Origin of the sequence: Salinisphaera sp. T31B1 (assembly GCF_040361275.1) — a bacterium.
Lineage (GTDB): Bacteria > Pseudomonadota > Gammaproteobacteria > Nevskiales > Salinisphaeraceae > Salinisphaera.
Window position 1 is genome coordinate 95,981 of record NZ_APNH01000003.1, and the last position, 21,944, is coordinate 117,924.

At 65.0% G+C, this 21,944-nt stretch carries 21 protein-coding genes; 6 read left to right on the forward strand and 15 right to left on the reverse strand.

What is annotated here, in order from left to right; genetic code table 11:
* Window positions 1–129: 129 nt before the first annotated feature.
* On the reverse strand, window positions 130–690 hold the full coding sequence (locus T31B1_RS11925; RefSeq protein ID WP_353249730.1) for a phosphoribosyltransferase family protein: 561 nt from the start codon (window positions 688–690) through the stop codon (window positions 130–132).
* Window positions 691–837: 147 nt separating this feature from the next.
* Here T31B1_RS11925 and T31B1_RS11930 point away from each other — a divergent pair, with 147 nt between their 5' ends.
* The 3 genes from T31B1_RS11930 to T31B1_RS11940 all read left to right on the forward strand — a co-directional run bounded on the left by T31B1_RS11930 (window position 838) and on the right by T31B1_RS11940 (window position 3,923).
* Window positions 838–1,962, forward strand: a complete 1,125-nt coding sequence (locus T31B1_RS11930; RefSeq protein ID WP_353249731.1) for a zinc-dependent alcohol dehydrogenase family protein — start codon at window positions 838–840, stop codon at window positions 1,960–1,962.
* Window positions 1,963–2,199: 237 nt separating this feature from the next.
* A complete protein-coding gene (locus T31B1_RS11935) occupies window positions 2,200–2,646 on the forward strand; it encodes a plastocyanin/azurin family copper-binding protein (protein WP_353249732.1) in 447 nt (148 codons plus the stop codon).
* Window positions 2,647–2,810: 164 nt separating this feature from the next.
* On the forward strand, window positions 2,811–3,923 hold the full coding sequence (locus T31B1_RS11940) for an alkene reductase (protein WP_353249733.1): 1,113 nt from the start codon (window positions 2,811–2,813) through the stop codon (window positions 3,921–3,923).
* A 200-nt stretch (window positions 3,924–4,123) separates the two neighbouring features.
* On the opposite strand, the gene T31B1_RS11945 is transcribed toward T31B1_RS11940, so the two are convergent.
* Both T31B1_RS11945 and T31B1_RS11950 read right to left on the reverse strand, forming a co-directional pair.
* Complete coding sequence (locus T31B1_RS11945) at window positions 4,124–4,492, reverse strand: tautomerase family protein (RefSeq protein ID WP_353249734.1); 369 nt, start codon at window positions 4,490–4,492, stop codon at window positions 4,124–4,126.
* Window positions 4,493–4,528: 36 nt separating this feature from the next.
* On the reverse strand, window positions 4,529–5,401 hold the full coding sequence (locus tag T31B1_RS11950; RefSeq protein WP_353249735.1) for an AEC family transporter: 873 nt from the start codon (window positions 5,399–5,401) through the stop codon (window positions 4,529–4,531).
* A gap of 125 nt (window positions 5,402–5,526) precedes the next feature.
* On the opposite strand from T31B1_RS11950, the gene hmuQ reads away from it, so the two are divergent.
* Window positions 5,527–5,829, forward strand: a complete 303-nt coding sequence (hmuQ, locus tag T31B1_RS11955) for a heme-degrading protein HmuQ (protein WP_353249736.1) — start codon at window positions 5,527–5,529, stop codon at window positions 5,827–5,829.
* 30 nt (window positions 5,830–5,859) lie between these two features.
* On the opposite strand, the gene T31B1_RS11960 is transcribed toward hmuQ, so the two are convergent.
* Entirely contained in the window at window positions 5,860–6,771 is a 912-nt protein-coding gene (locus T31B1_RS11960; RefSeq protein WP_353249737.1) for a DNA ligase, read from the reverse strand.
* Between the two features lie 187 nt (window positions 6,772–6,958).
* Here T31B1_RS11960 and T31B1_RS11965 point away from each other — a divergent pair, with 187 nt between their 5' ends.
* A complete protein-coding gene (locus tag T31B1_RS11965) occupies window positions 6,959–7,855 on the forward strand; it encodes a polysaccharide deacetylase family protein (RefSeq protein ID WP_353249738.1) in 897 nt (298 codons plus the stop codon).
* A 30-nt stretch (window positions 7,856–7,885) separates the two neighbouring features.
* Here T31B1_RS11965 and T31B1_RS11970 read toward each other — a convergent pair whose 3' ends face one another.
* The 4 genes from T31B1_RS11970 to T31B1_RS11985 form a co-directional block, all read right to left on the reverse strand.
* Window positions 7,886–9,073: an MFS transporter gene (locus tag T31B1_RS11970; RefSeq protein ID WP_353249739.1), complete on the reverse strand. Its 1,188-nt coding sequence runs from the start codon at window positions 9,071–9,073 to the stop codon at window positions 7,886–7,888.
* Between the two features lie 174 nt (window positions 9,074–9,247).
* Window positions 9,248–10,021 carry a trans-aconitate 2-methyltransferase gene (gene tam, locus T31B1_RS11975; RefSeq protein ID WP_353249740.1) on the reverse strand — a complete coding sequence of 258 codons (774 nt, stop codon included), beginning with the start codon at window positions 10,019–10,021 and terminating at the stop codon, window positions 9,248–9,250.
* A 76-nt stretch (window positions 10,022–10,097) separates the two neighbouring features.
* Window positions 10,098–11,144: a proline racemase family protein gene (locus T31B1_RS11980; RefSeq protein ID WP_353249741.1), complete on the reverse strand. Its 1,047-nt coding sequence runs from the start codon at window positions 11,142–11,144 to the stop codon at window positions 10,098–10,100.
* Window positions 11,141–12,304, reverse strand: coding sequence for a zinc-binding dehydrogenase (locus T31B1_RS11985; protein WP_353249742.1), 1,164 nt, complete (start codon window positions 12,302–12,304; stop codon window positions 11,141–11,143). Before T31B1_RS11985 ends, T31B1_RS11980 begins: the two co-directional genes overlap by 4 nt.
* An 82-nt stretch (window positions 12,305–12,386) precedes the next feature.
* On the opposite strand from T31B1_RS11985, the gene T31B1_RS11990 reads away from it, so the two are divergent.
* Entirely contained in the window at window positions 12,387–12,995 is a 609-nt protein-coding gene (locus tag T31B1_RS11990; RefSeq protein ID WP_353249743.1) for a DNA-3-methyladenine glycosylase I, read from the forward strand.
* Window positions 12,996–13,067: 72 nt separating this feature from the next.
* Here the strand turns inward: T31B1_RS11990 and T31B1_RS11995 are convergent, their stop codons facing one another.
* The 7 genes from T31B1_RS11995 to T31B1_RS12025 form a co-directional block, all read right to left on the reverse strand.
* On the reverse strand, window positions 13,068–13,931 hold the full coding sequence (locus T31B1_RS11995) for a TraB/GumN family protein (RefSeq protein ID WP_353249744.1): 864 nt from the start codon (window positions 13,929–13,931) through the stop codon (window positions 13,068–13,070).
* Between the two features lie 80 nt (window positions 13,932–14,011).
* Window positions 14,012–15,037 (reverse strand): AI-2E family transporter, encoded by a 1,026-nt coding sequence (locus T31B1_RS12000; protein ID WP_353249745.1) that lies wholly within the window; start codon window positions 15,035–15,037, stop codon window positions 14,012–14,014.
* Window positions 15,038–15,364: 327 nt separating this feature from the next.
* On the reverse strand, window positions 15,365–16,570 hold the full coding sequence (locus T31B1_RS12005; protein WP_353249746.1) for an MFS transporter: 1,206 nt from the start codon (window positions 16,568–16,570) through the stop codon (window positions 15,365–15,367).
* A 580-nt stretch (window positions 16,571–17,150) separates the two neighbouring features.
* On the reverse strand, window positions 17,151–17,807 hold the full coding sequence (locus tag T31B1_RS12010; RefSeq protein ID WP_353249747.1) for a YceH family protein: 657 nt from the start codon (window positions 17,805–17,807) through the stop codon (window positions 17,151–17,153).
* A 305-nt stretch (window positions 17,808–18,112) separates the two neighbouring features.
* Window positions 18,113–20,056 (reverse strand): hypothetical protein, encoded by a 1,944-nt coding sequence (locus T31B1_RS12015; protein ID WP_353249748.1) that lies wholly within the window; start codon window positions 20,054–20,056, stop codon window positions 18,113–18,115.
* Window positions 20,057–20,148: 92 nt separating this feature from the next.
* Window positions 20,149–21,432, reverse strand: a complete 1,284-nt coding sequence (locus T31B1_RS12020; RefSeq protein WP_353249749.1) for a TRAP transporter large permease — start codon at window positions 21,430–21,432, stop codon at window positions 20,149–20,151.
* 10 nt (window positions 21,433–21,442) lie between these two features.
* Window positions 21,443–21,919 (reverse strand): TRAP transporter small permease, encoded by a 477-nt coding sequence (locus T31B1_RS12025; protein WP_353249750.1) that lies wholly within the window; start codon window positions 21,917–21,919, stop codon window positions 21,443–21,445.
* Between the last annotated feature and the right edge of the window lie 25 nt (window positions 21,920–21,944).

A 21,944-nucleotide genomic window follows, 5' to 3' on the forward strand; every position in this document is an offset into this window, starting at 1 on the left:
CGGTTCGCTCGATCGGCCGACGCGCGGCATCATGTACCGCAATCGGCGACGCCGCGGTGCGCGGCCGGTGTTGAAACGTCACGGGGGCCGGTCAGGCCACGGGCGTGGGGGTGTCGAGTTGTGACTGGCCTATGGGTCCACGCCGAATACCGGCAGATGGCCCAGCGAGACGATCTCATGCCAGTTTTCGCGCTCGCCCTCGGTCAGTATCGCTGCCTCGGCAGCCACCACCGCGCCGGCCCGGTCGGTGATCGCGCGCATGGCCTGCAGCGTCGAGCCGGAGCTGATCACGTCGTCGACGAGCACGATCGCCGCGCCGTCCATGATGTGGCGGTCTTTGGCATCCAGATACAGCGTCTGCGGCGTGCCGGTGGTGATCGACAGCGTCTCGGCCGAGAGCGCGTCGCCCATATAGGGTTTGTAGTTCTTGCGCAGGACGACATAAGGCTTGCCGGTGGCCACCGACAGCGCATGAACCAAGGGTATGGATTTGGCCTCGGCCGTGACCAGCACGGCATAGTCCAGCGAGCTCAGCTTCGCGGCCAGCGCCCGCGCGGCGGTTTCGACCAGCTCGGTATCGCCGAGCACGTTGAGCACGGCGATGCGTACCCCCGGGGCGACTTCGAACAACGGCAGCTTGCGCTCGAGCCCCGCGATCTCCATTGGATGAGTGGCCTGACAGTCTTTCATCGGCGAACAGCGTGTGCTGGCAAACGCGCATTGTGCCTCAAGGGGCGGGCTGGCTCGACCGGACCCTGCCGATCGGCCGTCGACGATGATAGATTGCCGGTCTGGCCGTGACTCGGTCGTTGTCGAACCTATTGCCAAGGAGAAACCATGCAGACCCGTGCCGCCGTGCTGCGAGAGATGACCTCGTCGCGTCCTTTCGATGAATCCCGTCCGCTGTCGATCGAAACCTTCGAGCTGGATCCGCCGGGCGCGGGCGAGGTGATGCTCAAGATCCATGCCGCGGGGCTATGCCATTCGGACCTGTCGAGCATCAACGGGAACCGGCCGCGTCCGACCCCCATGGTGCTGGGTCACGAAGCCGCGGGCGAAGTCATCGAAGTCGGCGAGGGCGTCGAGGACTTCGCGGTCGGCGATCATGTGGTGTGCTCGTTCGTGCCCAGCTGCGGTCACTGTCGGTACTGCGCCGACGGACGCGCGGCCCTGTGCACGCCGGGTGCGGCGGCCAACAACGAAGGCACGCTGCTGTCGGGCGAGCGTCGGCTCAGCGAGAACGGCCAGGACGTGCATCATCATCTCGGCATATCCGGTTTCGCCGAGTATGCCGTCGTGCGTCGGGAGTCGCTGGTCAAGATCGACCCGGCCCTGGATTACGAGATCGCCGCGGTGTTCGGCTGTGCCGTGCTCACCGGCGTGGGGGCGATGATCCATACGGCGAAGCTGCAGCTCGGCCAGACCGTGCTGGTGGTCGGCCTGGGCGGCGTGGGTCTGGCCGCCGTGCTCGGCGCCATCGCCGGCGGGGCGTCGCAGGTCATCGCCGCGGACATCGACGACGACAAACTCGCCAAGGCGGTGGAAATGGGGGCGACCGCCACGGTCAACACCCGAGACGACGATGCGCTCGAGCAGGTACAGAAGCTCAGCGGCGGTGGCGTGGACGTCGCCGCCGAGTTCGCCGGGGTGCAGGCAGCGCTCGAGTTCGCCTTCGCGGCGACCGGCAAGGGCGGCAAAACGGTCACTGCCGGCCTTCAGCATCCAGATGCGCGCATGCAGCTCAACGCCCTGCAGCTGGTCGCCCAGGAGCGCACGTTGATGGGCTCGTATCTGGGCGGGCATGTGCCCAAACTGGATATACCCGAGTACATCGCGCTCTATCAGGCGGGCCGCCTGCCGGTCGACAGACTGCTGACTCACCGGCTGACGCTGGACGAGATCAATCTGGGCTTCGAACGACTGGCCGCCGGTCAGGCCATTCGCCAGGTCATCGTCTTCTGACATTTGCGCCTGGCGCGCCGTCGTCATCGGAACGCGCCTGTTCGTGGGCGATCGGATCGTCGGCACCGGCTCGGCGTCAGTTTGGGTTCAGTCCGTACGGGTTAGCGTTCTGGTGCGACAAATTGCCGCATATCGTATGCTGGTCCGTGCAAACCGGGCCGTGTACGAACGCACTGTTTGTCAACGACATGGCAATCGGTGCATGATGCATACGAACAACGATCGAAGGAGATCCTGATGTTGAAAAAATCTTTGGTTTTCATGCTGTTTGCCGTTCTGTCGGCGTCGGCCTTCGCGGTTCAGGCCAAGACCGTCGAGATCGAAGGCAAGAACAGCCTGCGGTTCAGCGAAGAGGCGATCAGCGCCAAGCCGGGTGAGGAGATCACGATTAAACTCACCAACAACAGCAAGCTGCCGGCCGCAGCGATGGCCCACAACTGGGTGCTGCTCAAGGCCGATGCGGATGCTCAGAAGATCGACGAAGCGGCTGCCAAAGCCAAGTCCAACGACTACATTCCGTCGGATATGAGCGATCAGATCATCGCCCATACCGGTCTCGTCGGCGGTGGCGAGTCGGACACGGTCACCTTTAAGGCGCCGACCGAGCCGGGTGAGTACACCTATATCTGCACCTTCCCGGGCCATTTCGCCGCGGGCATGAAGGGCACGCTGACGGTCAAGTAGCCGTTCGGCTATCCGGCGGGCGAGTCATCGCCTGCCCGGCATACCGGGCCTCGTCGGATTGCGGCGGGGCCTTTTTTCATTGTGCCGACGATGGGCGACTTGATTTGGATCCGGTCAGCGCCACCTCCTGTGATGTATTGCTCGTGCAACGACAAGGATCTTTCATGTCTTTCGAAAAACTTCTCTCACCGGTGACTTTCGGCGCAGTCGAGCTGCCCAACCGGGTGATCATGGCGCCGCTGACCCGCTCGCGCACGCCCGATCAGGTACCCGGGCCCATGCAGCAGACATATTATGCCCAGCGCGCCGGGGCCGGTCTGATCATTTCCGAGGCCACCAACATCTCCGAAGGCGCGCGCGGATATGTCTACACGCCGAGCATATTCACCGACGAACAGGAAGCCGGCTGGAAGGGCGTGGTCGACGCGGTCCACGATGCCGGCGGACGCATGTGTCTGCAGTTGTGGCATGTCGGACGTGTCGGTCACGAAATGGTTCATCCGGACGGCCGCAAGCCGGTCGCTCCCTCGGCGATCCGTGGAGAGGGCGCCCAGAGCTTCGTGGAGTTCGAGGACGGCTCCAACGGGCTCCAGGATTCCAGCACGCCGCGTGCGCTGGAAACAAAGGAGATTCCTGATGTGGTCGACGAGTATCGTCAGGCAGCTATTCGGGCCAAGCGAGCCGGCTTCGACCTGGTCGAGGTGCATGCGGCCAACGCGTATCTGCTACAGCAGTTCATGGCGACCGGATCGAACACGCGCACCGACGCCTACGGTGGCTCGATCGAGAATCGCGCGCGTCTGCCGCTCGAGGTGGTCGATGCCGTCTGCGAAGTCATGGGCGCCGATCGCGTGGGCATCCGTCTGTCGCCGTTCATCGAAATCTTCGGGCTGACGGACGACGAACCCAAGGCGATGGCGTTCTACATGGCAGAGCAGCTCAACGAGCGCGGCCTGGCGTATCTGCACGTCAACGAACCGGACTGGGCCGGCGGCGATATCAAGCTCACTGACGAATTCCGGCATGCGATCCGCGAGCGCTTTTGCGATGGCGCACTGATTTTCTGTGGTCACTACACCGCCGAGCGGGCCGAAGCGCTGATCGAAAACGGCTACGGCGACGGCGCCGCCTTCGGACGGCCGTATATCGCCAATCCGGATCTGGTCGAGCGGTTCCGTCAGAACGCGGAGTTGAACAAGCCGGACGAGTCCACCTACTACGGCGGCGACGAGACCGGTTATACCGACTACCCGACGCTGGCAGAACAGAAAGCCTGACGCGCGAAAACCGCAGTGCCTTGAAAAGCCGGCGACGTCGTTCGCCGGCTTTTCATTAAGGGTGGCCGCGTTTCGCCGAATGATTCGATTGCACGGCCCGGCCGGTCAGCCCGGCGATCGGAACCGGCGTGAAAATGTCAGGCCGACACTGGACGCGCGCCGTTCGACCGGGCGATCAGCGGCCAGCGAACTCGCGGCCCTCAGTCTGCGAAGAAGCTCGCCTTGCCGTCGGCGAACGACCAGTCGATATCGTCGTTTTCGACGATCGTCATCATCACGTTGTGCGGGTCGATGCCCGGATCGCGTTTGAGATTGTCTGTGCAACGGGCGTAGAAAGCCTTCTTCTGGGCGTCACTCTTACCGGAACGCATGACCAGCGACATCATCACCCGGTCGCCACGGCGTGTTTGCAGCTGCAAGGCGTGTTCGGGATGTTCGGTGATCACTTGATAGCGATCGTCGGCCGGGAAATCGAGCTGCGAGATTGCGGCTTCGTTGACGCCGTCGGCTACGGCACGGGCATAGTCCGCGCCCTTGCCTTCGAGAATGGCGATATTGACCAATGGCATGGCAACTCCTGGTTTGAGGGGATAGCGCGCCCGTTATCAGAGCACGAAGTACAACGTAAGCGGAATGACGGCCAGCGCAATCACATGGCCGACCGCCACAATAGCGGCCACGCGCTGTGGTGCGATATCAAACTGCTCGGCCAGCATGTAGTTGAGCACAGCCGGTGGCAAGGCGCCGAAGACGATCAGCAGGGCGCCCAGCGGCGCCGGAGGCTGCGTCAGCCATACCCAGGGAATGGCGATTGCCAGACCGGTGGCCGGGCAGGCCAGACCGCCCCAGAATCCCGCGGCCCACTGACCCGACGCACCGTCGGCCAGGCGTACGCCCAGGGCCACCAGCATCAGCGGGATCGATACATCGCCGAGCATACGGATGCCGGGCTCGATGATCGCCGGCGCATGCCAGTCCATGATCATGCACACCACGCCTGCGGCGGTGGCGACCAGCATCGGATTGGTCGCCAGACGCTTGATATGGATCGAATCACCCAGCAGCCACAGCCCGACGGTGAATTGCACCAGGTTCTCGGTGACCAGCAGCACGACCGCCAAAGGCAGCGCATCGTCGCCGAACGCCAGTACGCCGAGCGGCAGGCCGAGATTGCCGCAGTTGTTGAACATGGCCGGGCCAACATAGACAGCCGTATCGCGACCGGTTGCGCGAGCCCAGACCCAGGCCAGCAACCCGGACCCGAGCACGATCACCAGCGCGCCGAGCGCCGCCAGTACGAAGTCATCGCCGCCGCCCGAACGCTCGGTGAGCGCATGGAAGATGAGCGCCGGCGTGAAAATCGCGATATTCAAGCGATTGGCATCGCGCAGATCGGTCGGGCGCGCACGGCCATACACATAGGCCAAGGCAATGACGCCGAACACCGGCAGGGTGATCTCGAGAATACGGACGAGCACGGGGACTTCCTGGACGACACGGGCGAGCGAAGCGCGGCAGTTTAGCTGCACAACACAACTTTCTGCCATCCATACGCCCGGCGTATCCGTATACTCGGCGGTCGATCCCAAGACTGGAGACCGCAATGTTCATCGCCATGAACCGATTCAAGATCAAACCGGGCCACGAAGAGGAATTCCTCGACATCTGGCGTGGCCGGGATACCCATCTCCAGGAGGTGCCGGGGTTCAAGCGCTTCAATCTGCTACAGGGCGAAACCACCGAGGCGCATACGTTGTTCGCCTCGCATTCGCTCTGGGAATCGCGCGACGCGTTCGAGGCCTGGACGCGCTCCGAGGCCTTTCGCAAGGCCCACGCAAACGCCGGATCGCGCAAGGAGATCTATCTAGGCCCGCCGCAGTTCGAGGGTTTCGACGTAAAGCTCTAGACGGTACGACCTGTCTATAGCGCCTTGTTCTCAGCGCGAGCCGCGCGCATGCCCGGCCGTGATCTCCGGCGGCGGCCCGCCGGGCCGGCGCCGCAGAAAGCGGGCGAAGCGGGGCAGGCCGGTGACGGTGAACCCGCTATAGCGGAAGGTGATCCACGACCCGATCGCTGGCGGATCGGCGCGTTGTTCGTCGGTAAAGCCGCTGCCGATCGCGAATTCGCGCCCGTCGGGCATACGCACCTCCAGCGAGCCCATCAGCCCGGCGAGCCGCCCGTTGCCCGGGTTGATGCCGATCACGCGCGCTTCGGCGTCCGTGAACGGCTTGAGCTTGAGCAGATCGTCGCTGCGTCCCGGTCGGTAGTCGGCCGTGCCGCGATGGAGTATGAGCCCTTCGCCGCCGCGCTCCAGCACGCGATGAAGTGCGGCCTCGAGGGCCCGCGTATCGGCGACATGGAATTGCTCGATGGCACGTACCCAGGGCTGATCGATCGAAGCGACCGCGGCGTCGATCGCCGGCACACGTCGATCGAAGTCGCCAGCGTGTGCCGGTAGATCGAAGACTCGATAGGTCACCTGGCGCCAGGCCGTGTCGTCAGCCTCCTGCGAGCGCACGATGCCCGACACGCGCGCGAATTCGCCGTACCCGGTCCAGAGTTCGCCGTCGAGCGGTGTGTCTGGCCACCCGGCGGTAAACCAGGCGGGCACGGCGATCACCGTGCCGCCGCGGGTAAGCAGACGCCCGCCGTCCCAGTAGCCGCGTACGCCGTCAAATTTTTCGCTGACCCAGTAGTCGTCCAGATCGACGCCCGGCGCGTAGGCCTCGGCCAGTGTCACGGCGGGCGGCTGGACCGCACCAGCGGCCTGCGCGACCAGACACAGCCAGACCAGGATGAAGGCGTATCGGATGCCCCTGTGGGCGCCGCTTTTATCGTTATTCCACATGCCACTACCCCCAGTCCGAGCCTAACGTGCCATGTGCTCGGCTGCATCCCGGGCAGGTCGTCGAAAGCCGCCGCGACCGCGGCGGCCAGTGCGGATCGATTCCGACGCAGGCGGTCCTGCACGCGCGATTACTGCCGAGCCGGCCGGTTACAATCCGCGCTTGTGCTCATCGACCCACGCGCCGCATATGCCTATCGAAATGGCCGGTCACGGCCGCTTTGACTATCGCGCCATCCATGATCGCCCGGCTTTCGACTGGCCGGATGGCAAACGGTTGGCGGTCTATATCGGTCTGAACTTCGAACACTTCCATTTCGGCAAGGGCTACGGGGCCGCGCTGGCCGACGGGCGACGCGAACCGGACGTGCTCAACTACGCATGGCGGGATTACGGCAACCGCGTCGGCGCCTGGCGCCTGCTGGACCTGTTCGCGGCGCTCGAGTTTCCCGTGGGGCTGATCGTCAATTCCGGCATGATCGATCACTGTCCCGAGCTGATTCACGCCTACCGAAACCGGCTCGACTGCGAGCTGATTGCCCATGGCCGGACCAACAGCGAGTCGCAGAACGAATTCGACGAGGCCGATGAGGCGGCCTTGATCGCCGAATCACGCGATCGATTAAGCGAAGCCTTCCGGGAGCGCCCGGCGGGTTGGCTGGGGCCGTGGATTGCCCAGAGTCACATCACCCCGGATCTGCTGGCCGAAGCCGGTTTTGCTTATCATCTTGATTGGGCGCATGACGATCAGCCGACCTGGATGGCGACCCGCGGTGCGCCCGGGCAGATTCTGTCGGTGCCCTATCCGCAGGAGATCAACGATATTCCGTCGATCGTCGCGCACCATATCGACTATCGCGAGTTCAGCGCGCGTATCGTCGACCAGTTCGATGAAATGTATGAGCAGTCGTGCCAGCAGTCGCTGGTGATGGGCATCGCCCTGCATCCCTACATCATGGGTCAGCCGTTCCGGCTGCGGGCGCTGCGCCGTGCGCTTGCGCATATTGCAGCCCATCGGGACGATATCTGGCTGACCACGCCGGGCGCGATCGCGGCCCACTACATGCGTTGTGTCCCGCACGGATGAGCGGCGTCCGCGCGTCGTCCGCCGGCCGGATTACGCGTGCGGTGCGGTCTCGCGCCCTGCCAGGCGACGGTCGTAGGCATAGGTGATCGCCCACATCACCATGCCGGCACAGGACAGCCCTACACCGACCAGCCCGGTCGAGCCCAGTCCGTAGCCCATCGCCAGCACGCTGCCGGCCAGCAGTGGCCCGAGCGCGTTGGCCGCGTTGAAGGCCACGTGGTTGAGCGCGGCTGCAAGGTTCTGCGCGTCGCCAGCCACATCCATCAGTCGGGTCTGGAGTATGGCCGCCATGGCCACGCTCATGCCGATACAGAACACGTCCAGGGTGATCGCCCAAACGTGCGGTGCGGCGAGCGGGAATGCCGCCAGCGATATCGCCGACCAGACCAGTGTGGCCCCGGCCGTGGGCATCTGCGCGCGGTCGGCGAACTTTGGTACCACGATATTGCCCACGGTCATGCCGATGCCGAACACCGAGACCACCAACGGTATCCAGACATCGGCTAGTCCGGTGACCTGCGACAGCGTGGTGGTCAGATAGGTGTAGACCGAAAAGATGCCGCCGAAACCGATGGCGCCAATCGACAGCGTCAGCCATACGTTCGGCCGCAGCAGAGCGCCGAGTTCGCGTTTCGGGTGCGCGCCGCTGGCTGCGGACTCGAACGGGGCATAGACGCTCACCAGCGCCGCGGCCAGCAGCGCGATCGCGGTGACCGCCCAGTAGCCCCAGCGCCAGCCGACGATCCCGCCCAGCCAGGTGGCCGCCGGCACGCCGACGATGGTCGCCAGGGTCAGCCCGAGCATCACGTAGCCGACCGCCTGGGTGCGTCGATGCGGCGCGACGACAGAGGCGGCGACCAGCGATGCCAGGCCGAAATAGGCGCCGTGCGGCAGGCCCGACAGGAACCTGAACAGCAGCATCCAGCCATAGTCGGGTGCAAGCGCGCTCAGACCGTTGCCCAGTGCGAAGGTGATCATCAGGCCGATCAGCAGCGGCTTGCGCGGCAGACGGGCGGCGATCACCGTAATCAGCGGAGCGCCTACCACTACGCCCAGCGCATAAGCGCTGATCAGATGGCTGGCAGTGGACTCGTCGATAGCCAGCCCGCGCATGATATTGGGCAGCAGGCTCATCGTTGCGAATTCGGTGGTGCCGATGGCAAAACCACCGGTGGCCAGTGCCAGGAAGATGGGCACCGGATTACGTATTTGGGCCATGGGTGATCGCCGTACGGCAGGACGCGAAGCGCGATAACCTGCGCTCTTGATCCACGTAAGTCAAAAGTATGATTGCGCGACGCCAAAGGCCTGTGGTTCTCGTCAGGTTGCGGCTTCGCCCTGCCGGGCGGCAGCCGCCGGTATATGCAGGGGGCAGGCTGACGGGCCACCGTCCTATTCGACGCCCAGCACCATGAACAGTCGGGGAAAAGGCAATACGAGCGTGCCGTCGTCAAGCACCGGATAGGCCGCCGCGAGTCGACGCCGGTAGGCTTCGAGGAAGGCGTCCCGGTCATCGGCGCCCAGCGGCGCCAGATAAGGCCTCAGCCCCGAGCCCTTGAACCATTCGACCACGCCGTCGACGCCGTCGGCGATCAGATGGTGATAGGTCGTGCGCCATACATCGAGGCTGGCTACGTGAGGCTTGAGCCGGGCGACGTACCAGCTTGGCGTATGGCGCGGCGCGCGCAGCGGGCTCGTGGTGAGTTCCAGCGGCGCCCACCGGGGTTCGGCGGCCACTTCACGCATCAGCGCGTGAGCGGGTTCGTCGAGGTTGTCGGGCATCTGGATCGCGAGTCGTCCGCCGGGCGCCAGCGTGGTCAAAAGCCGTTTGAACAAACGGTGATGCTCGCCCAGCCAGTGGAGCGAGGCGTTGGCAAAGACCAGATCGAAGCGTTGCGTCGGCCGCCAGTCGGCGATGTCGATCTGATCGAACGTCAGTCGGGGCAAGCGTTCGCGGGCGGCGGTGAGCATGTCGGAGGAGCGATCGATACCGATAATCTCCGCCTCGGGATAGTGCTGTCGCAGCAGCTGGGTGGAATTGCCCGGACCGCAGCCCAGATCGGCGATACGGTGGACGCCGTGGACGGGCAGCCGGGCGAGCAGATCGTGGATCGGCTGGTTGCGCTCGGCTTCGAACTTCACATACTGCTTCGACGACCAGTCCATCGTCCCTCCTTTGGAACAAGCGCCAGTCATTTTATGGGGTCGGACGGGGTGGGCGCGCACCCTGTGCCGTGGGCGATCAGCGCGGATTCACGGTCCCGTCGAGACGAAGATGTGCCACCATCGGATCGTCGCTGTTGGCCACGATCTCGGCGTGGGCGATCACGAAGGCCCGGCCGGTGATCGTGTTCTTGACCACGTCCACGCCGCCGACCTGGGCACCGATCCGTTCGCATTTGGTGAATTCGCCGATGAAACGCGTGTTGCGGAGCGAGATCGTTTCGAGACGGTCGCCGGGCGAGATGCGATTTTCATAGTTCATCAGGGCCAGGCGCGCCGAGGTGCCGGTGCCGGTAGTGCTGCGACAGATCACGCCCGGGTGCACGTAGGTCGCCGAGCGCGACCGGCAGAAGCCGGGTTCGACTTCCTCGACGGGCCCCATGAAATGCAAAAACGGCAGCGGACCGACATCGCCCAGGCTGTAGTGTTGAAAGGGCATACGCGAGCGAATCGCCTCGACGATGGCATGCGCGGTTTCGGCAAGCTGTCGTTCTTCGGCAGCCACCAGCTCGAAGCCGAGTTCGGCAGCGTCGACCAGCGCATAGAAGCCGCCGCTGTAAGCCACGCTGTAGGTGACATCGCCCAGAATCGGCACGTGCACGGTGGCGCGGTAGGTATCGATATAACTGGGCAGACCTTCGCAGGTGACGGACTCGACCACGCCGTCAGTCACTTGGGCAGTGATCTCCACCAGCCCGGCGGGTGCTTCGAGCATGAAGCGCTGCGTGCCTTCGCGTTTTTCCACGAGACCCGTCTCGAGCACCGCGGTGGCGGTGCAGAGCGTATTCGAACCCGAATAGATCGGATAGCCCATCACCTCCATGATGATATAGCCGGCTGCCGCGCGCGGGTCGGTGGCCGGTACCAGCAGGTCGACCGACATCTCGGGAATGCCGTTGGGCTCTTCGAGCAGCAGCCGGCGCAGGTCGTCGGCGTGGTCGCGCAGGTATTCCATCTGTGCGCGCACGGTCGCACCGGGCAGCGGCGCCACGCCGCCGGTGACGATCCGGCTGACATCGCCACCCGCATGGGTGTCCAAGAGGGTGAGCGCATGCTGACGGCTCATGCGCGAGCCACGCATGCAAACGGCGCACCGTGCTGCGCCCACTGTGCGTCGGGCACGACCACGATCTTGCCGAGATAGTCGCTGCCACGGTTCATGAAGTAACGCTCGCATTCGTGCAGCTCGGACAGCCGGAAGGTGGCGTGCAGCACCGGCTTGAGCGTGCCGGCACGAATCCATTCGACCAGCTGCTCGGCTTCGGCCCGGGTGCCGTGGGACACGCCGAAGATCTGTACCTGATACAGATAGATCACCGTCCACATGATCTCGGAGACGTTGGCCGCGCTGGCCCCGGCGATGGACAGGCGCGGGTAGGTGCTGCGCTGGCGCATGTCGAAGGTCATGGTCTCTATGAGGCGATGGGTCATGTCACCGCCGACCAGGTCCATTACGGCGTCGATCGGCCGGCCGCCGGTCAGTGCGCGTATCCGATCGGTGAAGCCGTTCATGTCGGTGCGATCGAACACCGCCTCGGCGCCGAGGGCGGTCAATGCATCGGTCTTGTCGCGCCGGCTCAAGGCGTAGGGGATCGCGCCGACGATACGACACAGCTGGATCAGCGCGGTGCCTACACCGCCGCTGGCGCCGGTCACCAGAACGCGTTCGCCGGCGCTCACTCCGGCCGCCGTCATCATGTGATACGCGGTTTGATAGGAGCACATTCCCATTGCCGCGAGTTCTGCATCGGCCAGGTCGGGATTGTCGACCGCATGAAACTGATCGCACGGAACCACGACATATTCGGCGAAGCCGCCGTCGGCACCGTGGCCGTAATAGTCGGGCGTGAGATTCAGATCGCGTCGTGTGCCGGCATAGATATTGAAGTCCAGCAGCCCGCGTTCTCCGATACGCGCGGTGTCCACGTCGTCGCCGATCGCTACGATACGACCGACGATGTCCGCCCCCTGTATACGCGGGAAGGTGAGCGTGGTCTCGCCGCCGATCGCGAACGACGTCACGTCGGCCTTGTCGCGCGTGGGGTAGAGTCCTTCGCGCGCTTTCCGATCGGTGTTGTTCTTGGCTGTGGCGGTGACCTGGACCAGCAGCTGGTCCGCACCGGGACGCGGCACCGGGACATCGTCACGGTAGACGAGCTGTTCGATTCCCCCGTGGCCGATAAGCTGCATCGCGGCCATGCGATCTGGAACAAACGGCTGGCTCATGAAAGACTCCGCTGGAGCGGCGTCGCCTTGCGGCGCCTGGATAGGCACTCGATGTTAGTGGCTCGATCGACGGATGCAAAACATGAACGACGCGCATGCCCATGAAGCACATGGCCGACGGCTGCGTTGCGCCTGGCCCGGCGACAACGCGCTTTTGTGCGCCTACCACGACGGTGAGTGGGGAGTGCCCGAGTACGACGGTCGGGCGTTGTGGGAAAAGCTGATGCTCGACGGGTTTCAGGCCGGTCTGTCGTGGCTGACGATATTGCGCAAGCGCCCGGCGTTCCGGGAGGTGTTCGCCGGTTTCGAACCCGACGTGGTGGCTCGCTTCGACGAGCGCGACGTCGAACGGCTGCTCGCGGACGCGCGGATCGTGCGCTCGCGGTCCAAGATCGAGGCGGTGATCGGCAACGCCCGGGCATGGCTGGCGATGGAGTCGTCCGGTGAGGCGTTCGCGCCGTTCGTGTGGTCGTTCGTCGGCGGCGAGCCGGTATGCGGCGACGGAGTGCATGTGCCGACCGCCACGCCGGTGTCGGCCGAGCTGTCGAAAGCGCTCAAGCAGCGCGGTTTCAAGTACGTCGGCCCCACGATCGTCTATGCCTGGATGCAAGCGGTCGGCATGGTCAACGATCACGCCGAGCACTGTTTTCGACGCGACGAGGTCACACGCGAGGCGCGGCCGCTCCGATAGCGGATTCATGAACGCAACCGGCAGGGACATATGAATTGTCCGGGTTTCACCAGGCCCCGGCGCCGACGGCTGTCAGTCGAGACGGCGGATGTCGTAGCCACGTTCGCGTAACAGTGCGATCAGCCCGTGCGGGCCGACCAGATGCGCAGCGCCGACCAGCACCATGGCATTGTCCGGACTGTGCAGCACGGCCGTGATCGGCGTCAGCCAGGCCCGCGTGCGATCGAAGATCAGCCGGTCGTAGAGGGCGGGATAGGCATCGGCCTGGTCGGTGACTGATGCGGTAAAGCCCGCTACGTCGCCGTGGTGCCAGAAGTCGTAGAGTTCCTGAGGCGCAGCAGCCAGTTCGTCGGCGTTGTCGAGCGTGGCCGACAGCTGATCGCGCGACAGCGCCTCGGGCATGTCAGTGACCACCGCCAGATGAGCGGCGACCGGCTGCAGCGGCAGGATCGTCTTGCCGTCTGCCTGGGCGCGCGCATAGAAATTTCCGTCCAGCCCGAGATCGCCTCGAAAGCCTGCGTCGCCGAATGCCTTGGCCTCGATCGCCATGGACACGAACCAGGGTCGCGCTGCGGCCATACGCTGGCTCGACAGCCCGAGCCGTTCCAGCAGTGCTTCGGTGCGTCGATACGTGTCGGCATCCAGATGACCGGCCAGGTCACCCTCGTCGTAGCGGGCGGCGGCGAGCATCGCGCGCCGTGTCTGATCGCTTTGCAGCGCATCCTGGTCGGCTTCCACGACCAGCAAGGCCGAGTCGGCATACGCACGCTCGTAGGCTGTGGGCAGCGGATAGGCGCGTTCGGGAAGCAGATGCAGTGCGCCGGCCAGATAGACTGTGTTCGAATGGCCCTGGATGCGCCATACGAACGTCTGTGCCTGGGCCGCGCTGCCCACGAACAACGCCATCCAGACGACAAGCCGGAGGTGGCGGTGCATGAAGTCTATCCAGGATGGGCCGTGATTCACATTAACCGGATACGACGCCCGTGCTCCAGCGGTTGCCGGCGGCTGGTCGGTTACTCGAGCTGATCGTGATCGTCCTGGGTGAGCAGATAGGCGATCCGTCGGGTGCTGCTGAACTGGCGACCGCCGATGATGAAGGCTGCGGTCAGCGGCACGGCCAGCAGCGCGCCGGCAAAACCCCATAGCCAGCTCCAGAACAGCAGCGACAGGATGATCGATACCGGTGGCAGCGACAGACCGCGCGATTGCAGCATGGGATAGACGAAGTTGCTGATCACGATCTGGAGCACCGCATATCCTGCGAATACCACTGCCGGCATCGTCCAGCCGTCGTACTGGATCAGCGCATACAGCGTCGGCGGAACGATCCCGGCAATGTTGCCGACCACCGGAATGAAGTTGAGCAGGAAATTGAGCACGCCCCACAGCGTCGCGAGATCGAGCCCGATGGCCAACGCCCATGCCGTCGATGCCACGCCCGTGATCAGGCTCGAGATCACCGTCATGATCACATAGCTGCGGAAGTTGGCCGCGATGCGCAGCGAGGTGACATACAGCTCGCGGCTCTGGTCCCGATCGAACTCGTGGGCGAATTTGCGACCGAGGGCGGGGATTTCCGGCAGCCCCATGATGACGATGACCGCGATCAGGCCCAGATAGCTCAGAATCGTGTAAACATCCGAGAGCAGCGATCGCGCGATACCCGTCAGGCGGTCGAACCCGCCGCTGTTGCCGAACACCGGTAATCCGTTGGCTTCCGCCCAGCCGGTATACCGGTTGTAGAGCGCGCGAAACTCCTCCTGATGATCGTAGAAGTGCTGCGCGACCTGGGCCACGGCGTAGTACATCAGCGCAAAGAAGCCGAGAAACAGCACCATGAGCATGATGACCGTGCCGATATAGCTCAGTACGGTGGGCATACGCGCGTCGAGCCAGTTCTTTACCGGCCAGGCCGTGGCAATGATGAACAGGGCCGTGATCGCGGGCATGATCACCGGGTAACCGACCCGCATCGCGCCAATGGCCAGAATTACGCCGATCAACGTCAGCAACTTGAGGTGCACGGACTCGTTGTGCATCGGGCTCCTTGCGGCAGGGGTTGCGCGGACGGCCGGTCGGCCGGTATCGCATCATCCTACCGGCCGCGACCAACCGCGGAGCAATCCGTAGAATGCCCCGGTTGGCTTCAGCGGCGGAAAGAACTCACCGCCGCGCGACGTGCGGGCGCGACAGGTATGGCTTTCGGCGACGCCGACTGCTGCCCGGCAGGCCCGCCGCCGCGACGGGTGACCCTGCGCAGGCCATGTACGACGCCCGCCGTGCCCACGAAGCCTGATCCGTCTCGCCCCGCGCAGTCGCCGATCACGATAGGACCGCCGGCGTCGCGCGAATCGAACGGATAGCGGTCAGCGTGTCGTGTGCGTCGTGGCCGCGAGCCGTCGTGCGTCGAGCGCCTGGGCCCGAGCGGCAGCGTACACACACACGCCGGCCGCGAGCGCAAAAACGACACATACACCCAGTACGCTCGTCCACCCGATCTGCTCGTACAACCACACCATCGCGCTCGAGCCCAGCGTGCCTCCTGCGAACACGGCCGCCACGAACAGTGCGTTGACCGTGCCGGACTGGGACCGGGCGAAGTAGTCGTTGAGCAGCACGATCTGTGTGGCTTGCAGAAAGACCATGCTGCCGCACAGCATCACCACGCCGACGACCAGTGCGGCGAATGCGCCCAGAATCACACCGAGCAGGCCCAGCGTGAACACGATCGAAGCCGCGAGCGTGGCATTGGGCAGGCCGCGGCTGACCCGGGTGATACGCGGCGCGCCCAGCGACGTGACGATACCCACCGCATAGCCGCCGTAAACGATCGCCAGCATCAGCGTGCCGCCGCGTTCGTAGCCGATCTCGAACGGGAGACAGGTCAGGATTGCGGTCAGCGTGGCGAACGACAGCGCCAGGCCAAGATAGGACAGGCTTACCGCGCTTTGCCAGCTCTTGCGCGCGACGACGGGTGCCGGTGTGGTGCCCTGAATGCCGTTACCGGTGATCTTGAGTTCCGAGGCCAGCGTCGGCGGATGACGCAGCAGCGCCGCCGAGAACAGTAGCATGGCCGTGATTGCCAGGCTGCCGAGCTGCCAGTGCGACAAGGCGATCGAGCCCACCGCTACCAGCCGGCCGCCGACCCCGCCCACGATCGTGCCGGCCGTATAGAACGCCAGATCCCGCGCGCGATTGTCCGAGCCGCGAATATTCGACGACCCGGTGATCACGGCCGGAATCAGCAGCGGCAGCAGCAGTACCTGCAACCCGCGGATGACGAAATAAGCGTTCGCCGAACTCACCAGCGCCTGAGCGGCAAACAGCGCTGCCAGCGCCAGTTCGGTGACCAGCACCAGTCGCATGGCCCGGGCCACGGTGATGAACCGCCCGAACAGCACCGGACCCGAGGTCAGCACGATGAACGCGGCGGTCATGGGCATTGCGCCCCACAGCGCCGACAGATCGAACGACGACTGGATACGCGCGGCCAGCGGCTGCGGATAATAGATACAGGCCGCAGCGGCGGCACCGGCCACGGCGAGCTTGAGAGCGTCACGAACAGCGGTCATGCGTCGTCCATCGGAAAGAACCATTGAGGTTCACCAGGCCAGAATGTGGCCTATACATCAAGTTCTATGCGCCCGCTGATGTGCCCGGCCGAGCCAAATATGCGCACGACCGTCGCCGCGCAGCGCGCAGACACGGCTCCTCGCCGCGCGGCGCGAGTCGTCGTTCGGCCGAGTTGTATCAGTCCGCTGGCTCAGTCCCGGTGGGAGTGGGGCCTGGCGAGCACGCACTGTCGCAGCGCGAGCCATTGGCAAGAGCGAACGGCGTTTTCTGTCGATATCCGAATTCCGTCAATGCTGTGACACAGAGAGGCCGTAGCGACGGGGGGCCGGCGCCTGGGGAGGGTGTACGCCGCCCGTCCGAGCAGTGGCAACGCGATCCGCCCGCGTCGATGTTCGACGGCGCCATGCCCGGTGGCCGCTGGGCGTCGGCGTGCACCAGCGTTCGCTGACGCGGCGGGGTCGTTTTTCCTTTACCGACTGGCGTGTGTAAACGCAAGGCCGTCGTATCTCCATGCGACGTCAAGCGGCCGACCGATGCTCGAGCGCGCCACGGCACCTCGCCCGCGCCCGCAGCCGAGGATCAGTTTGGCTCGCGCAGACGCTGACGCAACGCCGCGTTCTCGGCCTCCAACGCTTGCACCCGTGCTTCGAGCTCGGCAACCCGCGCGGTTGCCGCGGAGCCGCTGCGATTGGCGGCTGCCTTTTCGGCATGCGCCGATCGGTCCACCGGCCCGCAGAGCTGATGCATCAGCTCTGCTTCCTTGCGGCCGGGCGTACGCGGCAGCTCGACGAGCAAGGCGCTGTCGTCCTCGCCGACCCGCTCCGCGACGGCGGCGGTGACCGCGGCGTTGTCGGCAAAGTCGTGGAGGCGGCCGCTACGGGCGCGCAGCTCACCCGGTGTCTGCGCACCGCGCAGCAGCAGCAGGGTAAGCACGGCGAACTCGGCGCGGTCGAGCTTCAGATCGGCGAACTGGGTGTTGCACAGTCGCTGCTTGTATTTTTCCGTGCCGTTACGAAAGTTCTCCTCGATATGCAGCAGACTGCGCTGGCCGAGCGCGCGGCAGGCGCGCTGAACTTCGGCCGGCTTGAGCGACATGACCGGATCGCGTGCCGATTTCTGGTTGGCCGCGTTGGTGAGCGCGTTGAGCGTCAGCGGGTATTGATCCGGCGTGGTGACCGATTTCTCCATGAGACAGCCGAGAATCCGAGCTTCGATATCGGTGAGCGTGGGCAGCATGGCATTCGCGCATTGAAGACAGGGGCGACCATGCTAGGGCTTGTCGGGGTTTCGTACGAGCCCGGCCGGTGGCGTACAGCCGGTTCCAGGCGCGCCGCGCCACGCGATCCGGGCGCTATCGGAGCGCGATCGCCGCGGGGCACGGTGCCGGGTGGTGTGGAATCAGCGGGCCGGCCTGCTCGCAATGGCCAGGCGATGCGCATGAGCGTACAGGCTGGACCCGGCTCGGTGTCGTGGTCGCACCTGCGTTCGAGGCGTTGCCCCAGGGGATGGCCGGTTGGTCGAGTCGGGATTCGGCCGGTGATTCAGAAGGCCTGGCCCCAGCTTTCGCCTGCCAGCGCGAGGACCTGTTCGATCTCGTCGTCCGGTACGGCCTGTGCGTCGCCCTTTTCCAGAGGGTCGTCGTGGAATACGAACAACCGCGAGGCGAACTGCGCGAACGGCAGGCTGGCCTCGCCCGCGATTTCTCCGTGGCCGCGGGTCGCGGTAACGATGCTCTGGCCCCAGTCCTGGCCGCTGTCGTTGTTTGGGTTGTAGAAATACACGCGCATCTTGTGGTTCGGGTCCAGCCCGACGCGCAGGATAGTGATGGCATGACGGCCGACATAACGCGCTGCGCTGTCGGTGACCGCGATGCCGGCCGGCTGCGGGTGGATCACCGGCAGATTGCCGTTGTAGTACGGGTGGTAACTGGCATAGAACTGACGGATGAAGTCGTCGTGGTGTTCGATCTTGCCGGTGACATGGTGGGCGACGGTGCGAAAGCCCTGGCCGACCCACCAGCCGTAGAACGCCGGGTTGATCCAGCGATGCAGGTCGTCGTCGCGCGCTCCGCAGAGCCGTCCCATCTCGATATAGATTCGGTCGAGATGCGGTACCAGCACCATCGAAACGGCATCGACATCGAGCGGCCGCTGTTTGGCCAGACCGGCGTCCAGGCCCTTGGATGAGACGGTCTCGCCTTCGAAACGGATGAGGATCTCGTCGTCACGAGCGGCCCAGGCGATCAGCTGCAGCAGATAGTCGGGGTCGTTATCGGCCCACATCGACAGCCCGATCACCGACTGGCAGGTCGGATTGTTGCCCTGACCGACGCCCAGCGGCTGGCCGAGCAGCTTGAGCACGCCGGCCAGCAGATACACGCGCGGTTTGTGAGCGGGTCCAAAGGCCTGTGTCAGCATGTCGGCGGTTTCGGCCGACAGCGGCAGCTGAATCTGTCGCCACAGCCCGGCGGCGACCGGCGCCGAATAAAGCACCGCTCGTTCGATCAGTCGTGCCAGCCCGTAAATGGCCTCGGCGGTTTCGACATGCACGGCTTCGTCGATGAGCGTATGCACCAGCGCCTGGTAGCACAGCAGTACATCGCGGCCTGTCGTGCTCAGTCCGAGCGCGATCGGAATCAGCTCGTCGCCTTCTTCGCCAAGACTGCGCAGATGGCGCAGGAAAACCGCGTGATAGACCGATGTCAGGCCGCTGTCGTGCATGGCCTGGGCGAAGCCGTGGGCTTCGTCGGACAGCGCGCCCGGCTGCATGGCGGCCAGGCGTTCGGCATACAGCTCGATGCCCGGATCCTCGCGACAGCCAGGGGTGGGCGCAAACAGGCAGTCGACCAGCCGCGCCGCGTCCGGGTTGTCGGTTTCCAGGGAACGACCGTAGAGACACTGGGCGATCTGTACGACCATGGTTCGGGCGCTGGATACGTCGATAGGGCGCTGGTCGAGAATCCGCCACACCTCGGCGACGAGGCTGTCGAGGATGTTCTCGTAGCCCATGCGCTCGACCAGAAAGGCATACAGGTTCTGGACGGCTCGCGTGAGCTCGGGCTCGCGTTCGCGATCGGATTCGGTGAGCTGCCCGGACAGCAGGTCCAGGTTCAGTGCCATGACCTGTTTTATGAAATGCTCGGCTCGTTCGGCGCTGATGCCCGGGTGTTCATAGTCGCCGGCGGCTACGGCCAGCAGACGCAGTTCGCTGAGCGATTCGATCACGGTGATATGGGCATCGCCGGCGCGCAGCGAGCGGCGGGCCAGCGCCGGCTGCAGGATCGAGGGCCGCGCCCAGTCCGTGCCCGAAAACACGCCCGCCGACTCGAACTTGGATACGCGCTCGTAGAGCACCTGGGCGCCGCCGGGTTCGGCCAGTACCGTGGCAGCGGCGGCAAGTACCCCGTGGGCAGGAATCGCCGGATCGGTCTGGCGGGCCTGGCCCAGCTGCAGCAGGGCGGTGTCGAGTGCGGATGTATCGGGCATCTATCGTCGGCTTTTCAGAGCAATGGACGCTAGCCTGCGCGCTTTCGCAGGCTGCGGCAAAGTCGTCGGCCGGAATTGCGCCCGAGCCGGGGCTAGCGGTAGAACAGTTCTGGCAGGATCTGGCTCAGCCACGGCAGGCAGGTGATCAGCGCCAGCGCGACCAGCGAGGCGAGCAGGAACGGCACGATCGCCACCCAGATTCGTTCGATCGGCTCGCCGCTGACGCGCGCGCTGACGAACAGGTTCACTGCCACGGGCGGAGTGATCTGGCCGATGGCCAGGTTCAGCGTCATCATCACGCCGAACCAGACCGGATCCCAGCCGAGCTGCTGCATGACCGGGATCAGCACCGGCAGGGTCAGGTAATAGATGCTGATTGCATCCATGAGCATGCCCAGCACCAGCCACATCAGATTGAGCAGCAGCAAGAACCAGGCGCCGTTATCTGCGATCGACAGCAGGGCATTGCTCAGTGTGTCCACCAACCCGACGGTGTCGGCGGCCCAGGCGAACAGGCCTGCCCAGGCGACGATCAGCAGAATAACGCCGCTGGATACCGCCGAGCTGACGAGCGTGGCATGGATATCGCGCCAACCCAGGCTGCGATAGATGAATACACCCACGAACAGCGCCCAGAACACACCCACGGCGGCGGCTTCGGTGGGCGTGAACAGCCCGCCGTAGATACCGCCCAGAATGATGACAGGCGTCATCAGCCCCCAGAAAGCATCGCGGACGGCGCGTGCGGTACCGCGCGGCGGCGTGTCGCTGGCGTCAGTCCGGCCCCAGCCTCGCATGCGTACCGTGATGATCGCGGCCACGCCCAGCAGCAGGCCGGTGAGCATGCCGGGAATGATGCCGGCCACGAACTGTTCGGCCACCGAGCCGGACACGATGGTGGCGTAGATGATGAACGCGATCGACGGGGGAATGATGATCGAAACTTCCGAGGCCGCCGCTACCAGTGCGCCGCCGAACGGGCGTCCGTAGCCCTGGCGGGTCATCATCGGGATCAGGATCGGGCCGAGAGCGGCCACCGTCGCCGGCCCGGAGCCGGACACCGCGCCCCAGAACATCGCCACGACCAGCGTGGTGATCGCGGCACTGCTGCCGCGCTGGCCGAACATCGCCATGGCCAGAGCCACGATGCGCTGGGCGATGCCAGCCCGGTCCATGATCGCACCGGCGAGGATGAAAAACGGTATCGCCAGCAGCGGAAAGTTGGCGATGCCGGCCTGAAAATTGAACGACACGATGCCCACGCCCAGATCGGCCTGCCAGATCACGAACACTGCGGCCGCACCCAGCGCCACGCCGACCGGCACGCGCAGGATCAGCAGCAGTGCGAAGATCGCAATCAGTGCCCAGTGCGGCATGGCCTGAACGTCAGCCCCGGCGCCAGACAGCGGCCGCGCCCAGCAGGGCGCGCACGGCCACCCAGGCCGAGAGCACCGGCGTCGGCCCGGTATACATCCAGTTCGGCCAGCCGAGCGCCGGCGAGGTCATGCCCAGCAGCAGATCGTCGGCGAGCTGGTAGTAACTCAGCCAGGCCAGCACGGCGAACAGCCCCGCTGTGACGACGAAGCCGAAGACGACGGCGCCCCGGCGCAGTGGCTCCGGCAGGAATTCCGTGGCTGCAACGAAGCGGATGTGCGCGCCTTCGCCGCCCTCGCGCAGGCCGATGGCGATACCGATGAGGGTCAGCCATACGAAGGCATTGACGATGATCTCGTGGGAAGCCGCCAGTGGGTAATGCAGCAGGTAGCGCGTCAGCACGTTGGCGAACGCCAGCGTGACCATGGCGGCGAGCACCAGGGCAGCCAGACCCTCCTCGAGCCGATCGACCCAGCGCGCTGCGATCACGCCGGCCGGCTCGCTATTTCGGCCG

What these genes read in the sequence shown, in the direction of transcription:
- T31B1_RS11925 (WP_353249730.1), bottom strand. Translation starts at nt 690, where the DNA reads ATGAAAGACTGTCAGGCCACTCATCCAATGGAGATCGCGGGGCTCGAG.
- T31B1_RS11930 (WP_353249731.1), top strand. Translation starts at nt 838, where the DNA reads ATGCAGACCCGTGCCGCCGTGCTGCGAGAGATGACCTCGTCGCGTCCT.
- T31B1_RS11935 (WP_353249732.1), top strand. Translation starts at nt 2,200, where the DNA reads ATGTTGAAAAAATCTTTGGTTTTCATGCTGTTTGCCGTTCTGTCGGCG.
- T31B1_RS11940 (WP_353249733.1), top strand. Translation starts at nt 2,811, where the DNA reads ATGTCTTTCGAAAAACTTCTCTCACCGGTGACTTTCGGCGCAGTCGAG.
- T31B1_RS11945 (WP_353249734.1), bottom strand. Translation starts at nt 4,492, where the DNA reads ATGCCATTGGTCAATATCGCCATTCTCGAAGGCAAGGGCGCGGACTAT.
- hmuQ (WP_353249736.1), top strand. Translation starts at nt 5,527, where the DNA reads ATGTTCATCGCCATGAACCGATTCAAGATCAAACCGGGCCACGAAGAG.
- T31B1_RS11960 (WP_353249737.1), bottom strand. Translation starts at nt 6,771, where the DNA reads ATGTGGAATAACGATAAAAGCGGCGCCCACAGGGGCATCCGATACGCC.
- T31B1_RS11965 (WP_353249738.1), top strand. Translation starts at nt 6,959, where the DNA reads ATGCCTATCGAAATGGCCGGTCACGGCCGCTTTGACTATCGCGCCATC.
- T31B1_RS11970 (WP_353249739.1), bottom strand. Translation starts at nt 9,073, where the DNA reads ATGGCCCAAATACGTAATCCGGTGCCCATCTTCCTGGCACTGGCCACC.
- tam (WP_353249740.1), bottom strand. Translation starts at nt 10,021, where the DNA reads ATGGACTGGTCGTCGAAGCAGTATGTGAAGTTCGAAGCCGAGCGCAAC.
- T31B1_RS11980 (WP_353249741.1), bottom strand. Translation starts at nt 11,144, where the DNA reads ATGAGCCGTCAGCATGCGCTCACCCTCTTGGACACCCATGCGGGTGGC.
- T31B1_RS11985 (WP_353249742.1), bottom strand. Translation starts at nt 12,304, where the DNA reads ATGAGCCAGCCGTTTGTTCCAGATCGCATGGCCGCGATGCAGCTTATC.
- T31B1_RS11990 (WP_353249743.1), top strand. Translation starts at nt 12,387, where the DNA reads ATGAACGACGCGCATGCCCATGAAGCACATGGCCGACGGCTGCGTTGC.
- T31B1_RS11995 (WP_353249744.1), bottom strand. Translation starts at nt 13,931, where the DNA reads ATGCACCGCCACCTCCGGCTTGTCGTCTGGATGGCGTTGTTCGTGGGC.
- T31B1_RS12000 (WP_353249745.1), bottom strand. Translation starts at nt 15,037, where the DNA reads ATGCACAACGAGTCCGTGCACCTCAAGTTGCTGACGTTGATCGGCGTA.
- T31B1_RS12005 (WP_353249746.1), bottom strand. Translation starts at nt 16,570, where the DNA reads ATGACCGCTGTTCGTGACGCTCTCAAGCTCGCCGTGGCCGGTGCCGCC.
- T31B1_RS12010 (WP_353249747.1), bottom strand. Translation starts at nt 17,807, where the DNA reads ATGCTGCCCACGCTCACCGATATCGAAGCTCGGATTCTCGGCTGTCTC.
- T31B1_RS12015 (WP_353249748.1), bottom strand. Translation starts at nt 20,056, where the DNA reads ATGCCCGATACATCCGCACTCGACACCGCCCTGCTGCAGCTGGGCCAG.
- T31B1_RS12020 (WP_353249749.1), bottom strand. Translation starts at nt 21,432, where the DNA reads ATGCCGCACTGGGCACTGATTGCGATCTTCGCACTGCTGCTGATCCTG.